Genomic DNA, 14,164 nt, shown 5'->3' with positions numbered 1-14,164 from the left:
GCAGAGAACCTTGCAAACCATCGACAACCCGTTCGGCACGAGGTTGTCACCCATGTCTTAGGTACGTTCTGTTACCTATGTCTTCGGTATGGACATCGAGAAACTGGAGCGGGTGAAGGGAATCGAACCCTCGTATTCAGCTTGGGAAGCTGCTGCTCTACCATTGAGCTACACCCGCCAACCGCTTGAGACTTCCAACAGATGGCCGCCGCTGTCAAGTCGCGGCATCACCGCAGATCAGATGCGGAAATGCTTCGACAGCTTCAGGCCCTGGGCCTGATAGTTGGACCCGAGGCCTGAGCCGTAGAGGCTCGAGGGCTGCTCCTGCATGTGTTCGTAGATCAGGCGGCCGACGATCTGGCCGTCTTCGAGGATGAAGGGGACTTCGTGGCTGCGCACCTCCAGCACGGCGCGGCTGCCGCGCCCGCCGGCCGGGGCGTGACCGAAGCCGGGGTCGAAGAAGCCGGCATAGTGGACGCGGAATTCACCGACGAGCGGGTCGAAGGGCGTCATTTCCGCCGCGTAGTCAGGCGGGACATGCACGGCCTCGCGTGAGACGAGAATGTAGAACTCATCCGGATCGAGGATCAACTCGTTGCGGCCGCGGCTGTAGAGCGGCTCCCAAAAATCGTAGATATCGTGCTGATCCTTCTTATCGACATCGACGACGGCGGTGTGGTGCTTGCCGCGGTAGCCGATCAGGCCGTCCTTGTCGCCCGTCAGATCAATCGACAGCGCGATGCCGCCGCCGGAGACGTTCGGCTGCTTGGCAGCGACCAGCGTTTCCGTTTCGTGCAGCTTCAGAAGATCCGGCTCGCTCAGAACCGAATGGCCGACGCGGAAGCGTATCTGCGACAGGCGCGAGCCGCGGCGCACGACGATCGGGAAGGTGCGCGGGCTGATTTCGAGATAGAGCGGCCCGGAATAGCCTGCCGGGATCTTATCGAATTCCTGCGCGTAATCAGTGATGACGCGGGTAAAGATATCGAGCCGGCCTGTCGAGCTCTTCGGATTGGCCGAAGCCGACATATTGGCCGGCAGATCGAGATGCTCCATCAGCGGCACGATGTAGACGCAGCCGGTTTCCAGCACTGCGCCTTCGCTGAGGTCGATGACATGAAGGCTCAGCCGGTCGAGCTTGTCGGAGACGAGATGCGATGGGCCGGGCATGAAGCTCGCGCGCACCCGGAAAGCCTTGGCGCCCAGCCGCAGATCCAGGCTTGCCGGCTGGATCTGGTCGCGATCCAGCTCGCGTTCGCTTTGAAGACGCCCCGTTTCAAACAGCGCGGCTATCGCGCGGTCGGCCAAAATTCCAGTTTCGCGAGCCATCATGCTCCATCCATAATTTGCTGCCGACAAAACCAAAGTCGGGGAATTGACGCAAGCGCAGAACGGCAGTATTGCAAATTTATCCCGTGGTGATTTGGCCGGTCGGCTTGCAGCCACGTTAAACAAGTGGCTAAAAAGACCGGGTTGAAACCGGTCTGCATTTGCGGCCGGTTTTTTTGTTGTTTGAAAGTGGTGATGGCATGAGCAAGACCTGGCGCCCGGCAACCCAACTCGTCCACGGCGGAACGCTGCGCTCGCAGTACGGCGAGACTTCGGAAGCAATCTATCTCACGCAGGGCTTCGTCTACGAGACGTCGGAAGCCGCCGAAGCGCGCTTCAAGGGCGAGACTGATGGTTTCATCTATGCGCGCTATGGCAGCCCCACCAATGACATGTTCGAAAAGCGCATGTGCATGCTGGAAGGCGCTGAGGACGCCCGCGCCACCGCCTCCGGCATGGCCGCTGTTACCGCTGCGATCCTCTGCCAGTTGAAGGCCGGCGATCATATCGTTGCTGCGCGCGCCCTCTTCGGCTCCTGCCGCTGGGTGGTCGAAACACTGGCGCCGAAATACGGCATCGACTGCACGCTGGTCGACGGCCGCACTCTGGAAAACTGGGAGAAGGCGATCACGCCGAAGACTAAGGTATTCTTCCTGGAAAGCCCGACCAATCCGACGCTGGAAGTGATCGATATCGCCGGTGTCGCCAAGCTCGCCAACCAGATCGGCGCAAAGGTCGTCGTCGACAATGTGTTTGCGACGCCGCTCTTCCAGAAGCCGCTGGAGCTCGGCGCCCATATCGTCGTCTATTCCGCGACCAAGCATATTGACGGCCAGGGCCGCTGCCTCGGCGGCGTGGTTCTCTCCGACAAGGAATGGATCGACGAGAACCTGCACGACTATTTCCGCCATACCGGCCCGGCCATGTCGCCGTTCAATGCCTGGACACTGTTGAAGGGTATCGAGACGCTGCCGCTGCGCGTCAAGCAACAGACGCAGAACGCAGCGAAGATCGCCGATTTCCTGGCCGATCAGGGCAAGGTGGCCAAGGTCATCTACCCCGGCCGCAAGGACCATCCGCAGGCCGATATCATCGCCAAGCAGATGTCGGGCGGCTCGACGCTTGTCTGTTTCGAGCTGAAGGGGGGCAAGGAAGCGGCCTTCGCGCTGCAGAACGCGCTCGATATCGTGAAGATCTCCAACAATCTCGGTGACTCCAAGAGCCTGATCACCCACCCGGCGACGACCACGCACAAGAACCTGACGGACGAGGCACGCGCCGAACTCGGCATTTCGCCGGGTACGGTACGTTTCTCGGCCGGCATCGAAGACACGGATGATCTCGTCGAGGATTTTGCCCGCGCGCTGTCGAAGGTTTCGGCCTGATCTTCTCAATATCGGCTCTGAAAATCGAGATCGATTTTCAGAGCCGATGCGTGCGCTTCAAGTGTAAAGCGCCAAGGATCATGCCGCGACCGCGGCATTTGCCTTGAAATTAACACCGAGAGTTAGGCTTAATGAACGAAAGGCCGCGCAGCTGGGAGTGGCGGAGCGGTGATCACTGTGCCGTTTCTTGACGGATGGGGCCACTTATAAGATACGGGTAACTTATCTTGACTAAGGTGTAAGGCATGTATCGCGCCCTCACACGAGACATCGAAGTGGTTGTCGAACCCTTTTATCTGGAGGAGCAATCCGATCCAGACGACGATCGTTATGTCTGGGGTTATCGCGTCGTCATCGCCAACAACTCCGACATAGCCGTGCGTCTCGTCAACCGCTACTGGAATATTACCGACCAGAACGGGCAGATTGATGAGGTCAGCGGCCCGGGTGTCGTCGGCGAGCAGCCGCGGCTGCAGCCGGGAGACACCTACGAATATTCATCGGGCTGCCCGCTGGATACGCCATCCGGCCTGATGTTCGGCCACTATCAGATGGAAACGGACGAAGGCGAGATGTTCGATGTCGAGATACCCGCCTTCTCCTTGGATTCACCCGGCCTGCTGCGCGTACTCAATTAGGGCCTTGATCACTCCGCCGCCGCAACTTCCTGCACCGGGAAACGATAGGTCGTGGAGCAGAATTCGCAGGTCACGGCGATCTCGCCGTTTTCCTGGCTCTCCTCGATCTCCTCGGCGCTGAAGCCTTTCAACACGCCGCCGATCTTTTCCCTCGAACAGCTGCAGCGATCATAGACGGCACGCGGATCGTAGACACGCACGCCGCGCTCGTGGAAGAGGCGGAAGAGCAGGCGTTCCGTGCCGACCTGCGGATCGGTCAGTTCGTCGGCATCGACCGTTTCAACGAGCGAACGGGCTTCCGTCCAGGCATCATCCTCAACATGCGCGCCTTCACGCGTATCGCCATCGCCGCCGTGAAGATCGGGCTGACGCATGCGCTCCGGCGCTTCCGGCAGGAACTGGGCGACGAGGCCCCCTGCCCGCCAGCGGTGACGCGGCTTGCCGTTCTCGTCGCGGTCGAAGAGTTCGGCGGCGGCGAGGCGCACACGTGTCGGGATCTGCTCCGACTGACGGAAATAGACACCGGCAATATCTTCCAGCGAGGTACCGTCAAGCGCGACAATGCCCTGATAAGGCTGGCTGAACTTGCCCTGATCGATGGTGAAGGCGAGCACGCCCTTGCCGAGAAGCTGTTCCGGCTCGGTTTCGCCTGCAGCAATCGCCCTGTCGAGCAAGGCCTGATCGAAGCGGGCGTAGGCCCGGACATTTTCCGGCGTCGAAAAATCGGCGACCAGGAGATCGACGGGACCGTCGCTTTTGGTCTGGACCGTGAATTTGCCCTCGAACTTCAGCGAGGTGCCGAGAAGCACCGTGAGCACGACCACCTCCGCCAGAAGGCGGGCGACGGGCGTGGGGTAATGATGGCGTTCGAGGATTGAATCCAGCATCGGGCCGAGCTGGACGGCGCGACCGCGCACATCCAGCCCTTCCACCTGGAAGGGGACGACGTGATCATCGCCGGCGAAATCGAACTCGCCGAGAGCGGCGGCAGCTTCTGCCATGGCTTTCACTCCTGTTTTGTCAGAGCAGCCGGCCAGCGTACCGGCTGCTTGCGCAGCCGCGAGTTTTGGACTCGCGACATCCGATTATGGTTCAGATCGCGCCCAGGCACCAAGCAAGAATCGACTTCTGCGCATGAAGACGGTTTTCCGCTTCATCGAAGACCACGGACTGCGGGCCATCGATCACCTCGTCCGTCACCTCCTCACCGCGATGAGCGGGAAGGCAATGCATGAACAATGCGTCTTTGCCGGCCTGCGCCATCAAATGCGCATTGACCTGATAAGGCTGGAAGACATTGTGACCGCGAGCCCGATGTTCCTGATTCATGGAGACCCAGGTATCGGTCACCACGCAATCGACGCCGGCGACCGCACGGTCGGCATCATGGTAAAGCATGATTTCGGCGCCCTCATTGCGGGCCCAGTTCAGATAGTGATCCTTCGGCTCGGAACCAAGGGGTACGGCCATGTTCATGCGATAGCCGAAGCGGGCAGCCCCTTCGACCAGCGAATGCAGCACGTTGTTGCCGTCGCCCGTCCAGGCGATCGTCTTGCCCTTGATCGGGCCGCGATGCTCTTCGAAGGTCATGATATCGGCCATGATCTGGCAGGGATGGGTATCGTCCGTCAGCGCATTGATGACAGGCACCGTGGCATGCTCGGCGAGCTCCAGCATCCGGCTGTGCTCGGTCGTGCGGATCATGATCGCATCGACATAGCGGGACAAAACCTTGGCGGTGTCGCCGATCGTCTCGGCGCGCCCGAGCTGCATTTCCGTACCCGACAGGAACAGCGTCTCGCCGCCGAGCTGGCGCATGCCGACATCGAAGGAGACGCGGGTTCGCGTGGACGGCTTCTCGAAGATCATGGCGAGCATCTTGCCGGCGAGCGGCTTGTCGGCGGAACCCGCCTTGAAAGCCTGCTTTCGCAGCTTGGCATCCTCCATGATGGTTCTGAGGTCGGATGCGGTGACTGCGGAGAGATCGAGGAAGTGTTTGGGGGAAGCCATTGTTCGTTACCTGCTACACCCGCCAGCGGGCGGGGCATTGTCCTATCAAGCGGTCTTCTTGACCTTGGCGGCACGGATGCTTTCGGCGGCGCGTTCGAGACGGGAAATCCCCTCGCGCGCCTCCTCCGCGGTTACGACCAGCGGCGGCAGCAGACGGATGACATTATCGCCTGCCGGGATCGCCAGAAGGTGTGCAGCGCGAATTTCCTTCAGCAGCTCGGCCGAGGGAATGGCAGCCTTGATGCCGAGCAGCAGGCCTTCGCCCCTGATGTCTTCGATCACATCGGGATAGCGATCCTTGAGCGAGGCAAGGCCCTGGCGGAAGACGAGGGTGACATCGCGCACGTGCTGCAGGAAGCCGTCAGCCAGTATGACATCGAGGACCGCGTTGCCGACAGCCATGGCCAGCGGATTGCCGCCATAGGTGGAGCCATGCGTGCCGGCCTTCATGCCCGAGGCTGCTTCTGCCGTCGCCAGGCAGGCGCCAAGCGGGAAGCCGCCGCCGATGCCCTTGGCAACGGCCATGATGTCGGGCGTTATACCCGACCATTCATGGGCGAAGAGCTTGCCGGTACGGCCGACGCCGGTCTGGACTTCGTCGAGGATGAGGAGCAGGCCGTGCTCGTCGCAGAGCTGGCGGAGCGCCCTCATGAATTCAGGCGTCGCCGGGCGGACACCACCCTCACCCTGCACAGGCTCGATGAGGATGCCGGCCGTCTTGTCGGTAATCGCGGCGCGCACGGCCTCGATATCGCCGAAGGGAACCTGATCGAAGCCCGGGGTCTTCGGGCCGAAACCTTCGAGATACTTCTCCTGACCGCCGGCGGCGATGGTTGCAAGCGTGCGGCCGTGGAAGGCGCCTTCGAAAGTAATGATGTGGAAGCGCTCCGGGTGGCCCTTGGAGAACTGGTAGCGGCGCGCCGTCTTGATGGCGCATTCGAGAGCCTCGGCGCCGGAATTGGTGAAAAACACCTTGTCGGCGAAAGTAGCATCCGTCAGGCGCTTGGCAAGCTTCTCCTGTCCCGGCACCTCATAGATATTGGAGAGATGCCAGACCTTGTCGGCCTGATCCTTGAGGGCAGCCACGACATGGGGATTGCCATGCCCCACGGAGGTGACCGCAACGCCCGCGCCGAAATCCAGATATCGCTCGCCGGTTTCGGTGATCAGCCAGACGCCTTCACCTCGCTCGAACCGCAATGGGGCACGAGAATAGGTATCATAAAGCGGCGAGGCTTCAGCCATGGCGCAATCTCCTGGTCAGGCTCTGAGACAATGGACTCCGGCTAAGAAAACCAGGTCCGAAAAATTAAAAATGCCGCCTCGCGGCGGCAGGGAGCACTATTTACTTTCCGCACTGCAATGTCAACAAAACTGAGGATTTAGCGCATGCGTCAAGCCTCAAATCGGCTTTACAGGTCTATCAACAGCTAATGTTGCAGAAATGACTCTACCGGGAAGCAAGTTGGGGAAAACCTCGAATTCGGATTCATCGGATTCGTGCGACTCTTGTCACAGAGTCAGGCTCACACTAGGTTAAAGTTCAATTACTAGACTGCATGCGGCGGAACTAGTCACCAAAATTGATCAGGCGTTTCTTGCTTCGGAAACTTTCGAGGCAACGGTGAGGGATTCTGCCATCACCAACGCGAAAGGTGGAGACAGGGCAATGAACTGGACAGACGAGCGTGTCGAGAAGCTCAAGAAGCTTTGGTCGGAGGGGTTGAGCGCCAGCCAGATCGCAGCGCAGCTTGGCGGTGTGAGTAGAAACGCCGTTATCGGCAAGGTTCACCGGCTCAGTCTTCCCGGCCGCGCCAAGGCCGGCGGCACGGCAACCGCGGCGCGCGCGCCGAAGCGCCCGACCTCGGCGCCCCGCGCCCCGAACTATGCATCTCGCATCGCTACCCGCACCGTAACGCGCCAGCAGGGCGCGACGATGCTGAAGGAAGAGATCGAGATCGAAACCGCCGAGGAAATGGAATATGTGCCGGCCAAAAATGTGGTCGTGCCGATTTCGCGTCGCCTCGGCCTGACGGAACTGACGGAGCGCACCTGCAAGTGGCCGGTCGGCGATCCGATGAAGGATGACTTCTATTTTTGCGGTTGCGACTCTACGGACTCGTCGCCCTACTGCAGCTACCATCAGCGCCTCGCATACCAGCCGGTGAGCGAGCGCCGCAAGGCTGTCCGGGTCGGCTGACCCGCGATCTTCCAACAGACTCAACGTACTATTGCCCCTCCTCGCCGATGCGCGGAGGGGTGATTTTTTGCCGGCATAGGGCTGGAAACGGCTCGTGGCCAAGACTGTCTGCCAGAGGCTGATCCTTGCCGGCCGTACACCATGCCGGAAGATGCGAAAGTTATGCGGCCAACGCCGCGAATGCGTTTCAGCCCTCAACAGGCATGGAATGGTGATGATGGCGCTGTAACGCGATTTTCTGATACAGATGCGGTATTCTCGTCGAGCAGCGCGGCGCAACAGTCGGTCAGGGGTCCCAATGAAAATCGATCCAAAGCGGATGACAATGGGGTTCGTTGGGACGGGCACGATTACCGAGGCCGTCGTCACCGGACTGGGCAAGACAGCTTTTTGCGACACGCCGATCGTGCTGTCCCCGCGTAGCGCAAGCGTCGCAGGCCGCCTCGCGGCGGCAAACCGGAATGTGTCGATCGCTTTGGGCAACCAGGATGTTCTCGACCGATCCGATCTCGTATTCATGGCCGTGAGGCCGCAAATTGCCGAGGAGGTCATCCGCTCGCTCCGATTTCGGCCGGACCACCATGTCATCAGCTTTGTCGCGGCCACGCCAATCGATCAACTGCTGGCGTGGATCGATCAGCCCGTTCACCACCTAAGCCTGGCAATTCCACTTCCGTTCGTCGCAGATCTCCAAGGGGCGACCGCGATCTACCCGCCCGACGAGGTTTCCCACACCCTCTTTTCGGCGCTCGGAACGGCGATCCAGGTTGAAGACAAGCAGGAGTTCGAACTTCTCGCGGTGGCCAGCTGCCTGATGGCCACCTATTTCGGCATGCTGGACGCGACGTCGAGCTGGCTGCAGAGCCAGGGGCTCTCGAGACCAGCTGGCGACGCCTACCTCCGTCAATTGTTTTCCGGCCTCGCCCATGCTGCCCGCTTAAAACCTGTCGCGAGTTTCGATGAACTCATCGGCGAGCATTCGACCAAGGGCGGATTGAATGAACAGGTGCTCGAAGACTTTCGCGAGTTCGGCGGCACGGCGGCTCTGCAGAAGGCTCTTGATCGGATTCTTGCACGCATCCGTCTGTAGAAGGCAGATCCTCTCGAAGTTCGCTTTCCGGCGACTGGTGTCGGCTCTTCATGAGAAGCTGGGCTTCGTCGAGACAGGTCACTTCAAGTTCGACGGACAGGGCGAGCCTACTCACCGCCGTATCTTGAGTAGGGCACCAGATAAGCAAACGGGCCGCCCGGCAAGCGAGCGACCCGTCTGGACCTCCGATCACTCGGATTAAGCTTCCATGGAATATCCTGCGCCGCGGACGGTACGGATGACATCCTGCATGTTGGAGAAGTTCAGCGCCTTGCGCAGGCGACCGACATGGACGTCGACGGTGCGTTCGTCCACGTAGATATCGTGGCCCCAGACGCCGTCAAGCAGCTGCGAACGAGAAAAGACCCTGCCCGGCGACGACATCAGGAATTCCAGCAGGCGGAACTCGGTCGGGCCGAGGCGGACTTCGCGGCTCTTGCGATGAACGCGATGCGTTTCGCGGTCGAGCTCGATATCGCCACACTTCAGAACCGTGGAGAGAACCTCCGGGCGGGCGCGGCGCAGCATCGCTCTGACGCGGGCAACGAGTTCCGGCGTGGAGAAGGGCTTGACGACATAATCGTCCGCGCCGGTCGAAAGACCGCGAACACGCTCGCTCTCTTCACCGCGCGCCGTCAGCATGATGATCGGCAGACGCTCGGTTTCCGGCCGCATGCGCAGCCGGCGGCAAAGCTCGATACCGGAAACGCCCGGCAGCATCCAATCCAGGATGAGCAGGTCCGGCGTGCGTTCCTGAAGCCGGATTTCGGCCTCGTCGCCACGGAGGATCGTGTCCACCTCGAAACCTTCGGCTTCGAGGTTGTAGCGGAGAAGCACGCTCAGCGCCTCCTCATCTTCAACAACTGCAACTCTTGGGATCATGCGTGTCAGTCTCCTAATGCACGATCCTTAAACCGGGGGTGATTTAAGCAAGGGATCATGCAGGAACTCGGAATTGGCTGCGACCCTTGCGCGCCCCAGCGCGGGCGCGCAAGCATCGGCAGTTCAGAATTACTCCGTCACCGCACCAACGGTGTTGGAGCTGTCGTCCTTCGGACGCTCGCCCTCCGGCTGGGCGCCGGTAGCCATGTAATAGATCGTCTCGGCGATGTTGGTCGCATGGTCGCCGATACGTTCGATGTTCTTGGCGCAGAAGAGCAGGTGCGTGCAGCTCGTGATGTTGCGCGGATCTTCCATCATGTAGGTCAGGAGTTCGCGGAACAGCGAGGTGTACATGGCGTCGATCTCGTCGTCGCGCTCGCGGATGGACTTGGCCTTGTCAGCGGAGCGCGTCGTATAGACGTCGAGCACTTCCTTGAGCTGGACCAGCGCCAGTTCGGACAGATGCTCGAGACCGCGGGCGAGCTTGCGCGGAACGCCGGTGCTCTGGACCGCGATGACGCGCTTTGCCGTGTTCTTGCCGAGATCGCCGACGCGCTCGAGGTCGGCGGCGATGCGGATCGAGCCCATGATCTCGCGAAGGTCGGAGGCCATCGGCTGACGGCGGGCGATCGTCACGATCGCCTTGTCGTTGATCTCGCGCTCGGTGTGATCGAGGATCACATCGTCGGAAATGACCTTTTGAGCGAGCGCGGTGTCACCGTTGACCAGCGCGCGGACGGCCTCGCCGACCATCTGTTCGGCAAGGCCACCCATCTCGGAGATGCGCCGGGAGAGGAATTTCAGATCGTCGTCATAGGCGGAAAAAATATGTGTCGATGCCATGGGGCTTTGTCCTCGAAAATCGGAAAGGCTTCACACCGCCAAAATCAGCCGAACCGGCCCATGATATAGTCCTGGGTGCGCGAATCGTCCGGATTGGTGAACATCTTGTCGGTATCGTTCTCCTCGACCAGGTTGCCGAGGTGGAACATGGCCGTGCGCTGCGACACGCGTGCGGCCTGTTGCATGGAATGCGTCACGATGACGATTGTGTAGTTTTCACGCAGCTCGTGGATCAGCTCTTCGACCTTGGCGGTCGCGATCGGATCGAGCGCCGAGCAGGGCTCGTCCATCAGGATGACTTCGGGGCTGACGGCAACGGCGCGTGCGATGCACAGACGCTGCTGCTGACCGCCGGAAAGGCCGGTGCCGGATTCGTGCACGCGATCCTTGACCTCATTCCAGAGGCCGGCGCGCTGCAGGCTCGACTCGACGATCTGGTCGAGGTCGGCCTTCGACTTGGCCAGGCCATGGATGCGCGGGCCGTAGGAGACGTTTTCATAGATCGACTTCGGGAACGGGTTCGGCTTCTGGAACACCATGCCGACACGGGCGCGGAGCTCGACGACGTCGATGTCAGGATCGTAGATGTCCTCACCGTCGAGCGAGATCTTGCCGGTGACGCGGCAGCCGTCGATCGTGTCGTTCATACGGTTCAGCGACCGCAGGAAGGTGGACTTGCCGCAGCCGGACGGGCCGATCAAGGCAGTCACGGTGTTTTCCCGGATGTTCAGATTGACATCGAAAAGCGCGCGCTTGTCACCGTAATAAACGGAGACATCCTGACCGATCATCTTATACGGGACGTTGCTCATTTTCTGGTCCAGCGCCTTCTCAACTGCTGCTTCCGTCAACATGTTCATGATCTTTACTCCGTTTACCAGCGGCGCTCAAAGCGACGACGCAAGAGGATGGCTCCGATATTCATGACGATGAGGAACAGGAGCAGGACGATAATGGCACCCGAGGTTCTCTCCACGAATGCACGCTCGGCTTCATTGGCCCACATGTAGACCTGAACCGGAAGTGCGGTGGAAGGATCGAGCGGCGTGGTCGGCGCCTGGGCGACGAAGGCGACCATGCCGATCAGGAGCAGCGGCGCGGTTTCGCCGAGTGCGTGGGCAAGGCCGATGATCGTGCCGGTCAGGATACCGGGCATGGCGAGCGGCAGCACATGGTGGAACACCATCTGCATCTTCGAAGCGCCGAGACCGAGGGCTGCCGAGCGGATCGACGGCGGCACGGCGCGCAGAGCAGCGCGGGTGGCGATGATGATCGTCGGCAGCGTCATCAGGGTCAGCACCAGGCCGCCGACCAGCGATGCCGAACGCGGCAGGCCGGCGAAGTTGATGAAGACCGACAGGCCGAGCAGACCGTAGACGATCGACGGGACGGCGGCGAGGTTGTTGATGTTGACCTCGATCAGGTCCGTCAGCTTGTTCTTCGGCGCGAACTCCTCGAGGTAGATCGAGGCGGCAACGCCGATCGGCAACGAAAGGACGAGAACGATCAGCATCAAATAGAGCGAGCCGATCAGAGCGACGCCGAGGCCTGCAGCTTCCGGACGGCTGGAATTGCCGTTGACGAAGAGGCCGGTGTTGAACTGCTTGTGGAGAGCGCCGCTCGCCTTCAGCTCGTTCATCCAGGTAACCTGCTTGTCATTGACCTTGCGGTTCTTCTCATCGACCGAGAGATCGATCTGGCCTTTGTTGGCGCTGTCGACATTGGCATCGGCAAGTACCGTAACATCGACCGTCTTGCCGATGATGGAGGGGTCGGCCACGACCATGTCGCGCAGCTGGATCGGCGCACTCTTCGAAATCATGGCGGACGCGTCGCGCACATCCGGACGGCTCGAAGGATTAACGCCGAGCTGCTTGACGATCGCGTCACGCAACAGAACCGGATAGTTGGCGGCGACCAGAACCGAGGGATCGGTCGCACGCTTGTTGTCGGGATCGATTGTCTTTTCGGAAAACTCGATCGGCAGCGTGATCGCGGTCTGCTGGAACGCGGTGTAGCCTTTGCCGATCACCGTCCACAGCAGGATGAACAGAAAGATCAGGCCGAATGCGATAGCGGCGATACCATAGGCCTGGAAGCGGCGCTCGGCGGCATAGCGGCGCTTGATGCCGATGTCGCGGCGCGCGGGCGCCTTGGAAACGGTGACGCCGGCTACGGGGGAAACAATATTCGTCATTCGTACTGCTCCCGGTATTTGCGCACGATGTAGAGCGCGTAGATATTGAGGCAAAGCGTGATGAAGAACAGCGTGATGCCGAGCGCGAAGGCAACCAGCGTCTGCGGCGAGGTGAACTCGAGGTCGCCGGTCAGCTGGTTGACGATCTTGACGGTCACGGTCGTCATCGGCTCGAAGGGATTGATCTGGATGCGGGCGGCGACACCGGCCGCCAGAACCACGATCATGGTTTCGCCGATGGCGCGGGAAGCCGTCATCAGCAAGGCGCCGACGATACCGGGAAGTGCTGCCGGCAGGACGACCTTCTTGATGGTCTCGGAACGGGTGGCGCCAAGGCCGAGCGAGCCATCGCGAAGCGCGCGCGGCACGGCGGTGATAATGTCATCCGAAAGCGAGGAGACGTAAGGGATCAGCATGATGCCCATGACGATACCCGCCGTGATGACGCTCTGCGCCTGGATGAAGTTCGTATAGCTGCCGGTCAGAAGACCGCTGATCTGCGCCGAGAAATCGCGCAGGAACGGACCGACTGTGACGAGGGCGAAGAAGCCGTAGACGATCGTCGGAATGCCGGCGAGCACTTCGAGAAGCGGCTTGGCAACCGAACGCACCTTGGAGGAAGCGTACTCAGCCATGTAGATGGCGGCAAAGAGGCCGACCGGAACGGCGACCAGCATGGCGACCAGGCCGATATAGAGCGTGCCGAGCAGCAGCGGGATGAGGCCGAACTGGCCGAAGGACGAATTGCCGGCGCCGGCAAAGCGCGGATCCCAGACGGTGCCGAAGAAGAAGTCGGTGAAGGGGACGACCGAAAAGAAGCGAGCCGCTTCCGTCAGCATGGAAAGCACGATGCCGATCGTCGTCAGAATGGCGATGGAGGAGGCGACGAGAAGCGCCCAGAGCATGACCCGCTCGACGCGGTTACGGGCGCGGAAACGCGGGGCAACCGAGCGAAGCGCGTAGAAGGCGCCCGCAACGGAGATAAGCAGGACGACCGCCGTCATGATGACGCGGCTCGTCATGCTCTCGGAGTTGAGCGTCTTTGCGGCATCGATCATGTAAGGCTGCGGTTCGCCGGCAAGCGGTACGCCCTTTTCGCTGAGCTTTGCCTGCAGGGCGGCGGGATCGCTGGAAAGGGACGAAAGCTCGCTCGAGGTCAGCATGTTCATGCCGCGCGCAACGGTGGCGACCATGCTGTAAGCGAGATCCTGCTGGACGGCCGGCTGCGCCTTCACGTCGGCAGGAAAGGTGCCGCGTACGGAAGAGGAGACGATGCCGGGGCTGACGGCCAGCCAGACAAACAGAACGATCAAAGACGGCAGGACAGCCCAGATCGCGGCATAGGAGCCGTAATAGGCCGACCGCGAATGCATGGCAGCGGACCTGCCTCCGGAAAGTGCTGCGGCACGGCTGCGCGCGGCCAAATAGGCAACGGCGCCGATCACCAGCAGGCACAAGAGTATGATGGATGTGCTCATTCGTTACGTCCCCAGGCCCACAGCCCCCAAAAAGCCCGGCATCTCCAGGAGCGTGCCGTCGGCTTCGATATCATGGAGAAGAATGATCCGCCCGACGCCAACTGCACCGGGC

At 61.0% G+C, this 14,164-nt stretch carries 13 protein-coding genes, 1 tRNA gene and 1 riboswitch; of the genes, 4 read left to right on the top strand and 10 right to left on the bottom strand.

The annotated features are described in order from the left end of the window. Nucleotides 1-104: 104 nt before the first annotated feature. Nucleotides 105-178, bottom strand: a tRNA-Gly gene (locus FHT78_RS17400). Nucleotides 179-237: 59 nt separating this feature from the next. Then, the gene (locus tag FHT78_RS17395) at nucleotides 238-1,332 is read right to left on the bottom strand and encodes a 2'-deoxycytidine 5'-triphosphate deaminase (RefSeq protein ID WP_183746469.1); all 1,095 of its coding nucleotides are present in this window, start codon (nucleotides 1,330-1,332) and stop codon (nucleotides 238-240) included. Nucleotides 1,333-1,405: 73 nt separating this feature from the next. Beyond that, nucleotides 1,406-1,484, top strand: a riboswitch (SAM riboswitch). 45 nt (nucleotides 1,485-1,529) lie between these two features. Here FHT78_RS17395 and FHT78_RS17390 point away from each other — a divergent pair. Continuing rightward, entirely contained in the window at nucleotides 1,530-2,714 is a 1,185-nt protein-coding gene (locus tag FHT78_RS17390) for an O-succinylhomoserine sulfhydrylase (protein WP_183746467.1), read from the top strand. A 245-nt stretch (nucleotides 2,715-2,959) separates the two neighbouring features. Then, nucleotides 2,960-3,352, top strand: coding sequence for a Co2+/Mg2+ efflux protein ApaG (apaG, locus tag FHT78_RS17385; protein ID WP_183746465.1), 393 nt, complete (start codon nucleotides 2,960-2,962; stop codon nucleotides 3,350-3,352). Nucleotides 3,353-3,360: 8 nt separating this feature from the next. Here the strand turns inward: apaG and FHT78_RS17380 are convergent, their stop codons facing one another. From FHT78_RS17380 to FHT78_RS17370, 3 genes are all read right to left on the bottom strand, one after another. Next, nucleotides 3,361-4,353 (bottom strand): Hsp33 family molecular chaperone, encoded by a 993-nt coding sequence (locus FHT78_RS17380; RefSeq protein WP_183746463.1) that lies wholly within the window; start codon nucleotides 4,351-4,353, stop codon nucleotides 3,361-3,363. 91 nt (nucleotides 4,354-4,444) lie between these two features. After that, the gene (gene argF, locus FHT78_RS17375; RefSeq protein WP_183746459.1) at nucleotides 4,445-5,362 is read right to left on the bottom strand and encodes an ornithine carbamoyltransferase; all 918 of its coding nucleotides are present in this window, start codon (nucleotides 5,360-5,362) and stop codon (nucleotides 4,445-4,447) included. A 45-nt stretch (nucleotides 5,363-5,407) separates the two neighbouring features. Continuing rightward, nucleotides 5,408-6,607: an aspartate aminotransferase family protein gene (locus FHT78_RS17370; protein WP_183746456.1), complete on the bottom strand. Its 1,200-nt coding sequence runs from the start codon at nucleotides 6,605-6,607 to the stop codon at nucleotides 5,408-5,410. A 424-nt stretch (nucleotides 6,608-7,031) separates the two neighbouring features. On the opposite strand from FHT78_RS17370, the gene FHT78_RS17365 reads away from it, so the two are divergent. Together FHT78_RS17365 and FHT78_RS17360 are read left to right on the top strand one after the other, a co-directional pair. Next, on the top strand, nucleotides 7,032-7,562 hold the full coding sequence (locus tag FHT78_RS17365; RefSeq protein WP_183746453.1) for a GcrA family cell cycle regulator: 531 nt from the start codon (nucleotides 7,032-7,034) through the stop codon (nucleotides 7,560-7,562). 298 nt (nucleotides 7,563-7,860) lie between these two features. Further along, nucleotides 7,861-8,652, top strand: a complete 792-nt coding sequence (locus tag FHT78_RS17360) for a pyrroline-5-carboxylate reductase (protein ID WP_183746450.1) — start codon at nucleotides 7,861-7,863, stop codon at nucleotides 8,650-8,652. A gap of 198 nt (nucleotides 8,653-8,850) precedes the next feature. Here FHT78_RS17360 and phoB read toward each other — a convergent pair whose 3' ends face one another. The 5 genes from phoB to pstC all read right to left on the bottom strand — a co-directional run bounded on the left by phoB (nucleotide 8,851) and on the right by pstC (nucleotide 14,052). After that, nucleotides 8,851-9,534 (bottom strand): phosphate regulon transcriptional regulator PhoB, encoded by a 684-nt coding sequence (gene phoB / locus FHT78_RS17355; RefSeq protein ID WP_183746447.1) that lies wholly within the window; start codon nucleotides 9,532-9,534, stop codon nucleotides 8,851-8,853. Nucleotides 9,535-9,663: 129 nt separating this feature from the next. Further along, nucleotides 9,664-10,377, bottom strand: coding sequence for a phosphate signaling complex protein PhoU (phoU, locus tag FHT78_RS17350; RefSeq protein WP_183746444.1), 714 nt, complete (start codon nucleotides 10,375-10,377; stop codon nucleotides 9,664-9,666). Nucleotides 10,378-10,421: 44 nt separating this feature from the next. Beyond that, nucleotides 10,422-11,237 (bottom strand): phosphate ABC transporter ATP-binding protein PstB, encoded by an 816-nt coding sequence (pstB, locus tag FHT78_RS17345; protein WP_183746441.1) that lies wholly within the window; start codon nucleotides 11,235-11,237, stop codon nucleotides 10,422-10,424. A 14-nt stretch (nucleotides 11,238-11,251) separates the two neighbouring features. Beyond that, on the bottom strand, nucleotides 11,252-12,574 hold the full coding sequence (gene pstA, locus FHT78_RS17340; protein WP_183746438.1) for a phosphate ABC transporter permease PstA: 1,323 nt from the start codon (nucleotides 12,572-12,574) through the stop codon (nucleotides 11,252-11,254). Next, a complete protein-coding gene (pstC, locus tag FHT78_RS17335; RefSeq protein WP_183746435.1) occupies nucleotides 12,571-14,052 on the bottom strand; it encodes a phosphate ABC transporter permease subunit PstC in 1,482 nt (493 codons plus the stop codon). Before pstC ends, pstA begins: the two co-directional genes overlap by 4 nt. Between the last annotated feature and the right edge of the window lie 112 nt (nucleotides 14,053-14,164).

The organism is Rhizobium sp. BK196, assembly GCF_014193255.1.
In the GTDB taxonomy this organism is placed as follows: Bacteria; Pseudomonadota; Alphaproteobacteria; order Rhizobiales; family Rhizobiaceae; genus Rhizobium.
Note: the sequence above shows the minus strand (reverse complement) of the source record. Positions and strands in the feature narration are given on the sequence as shown.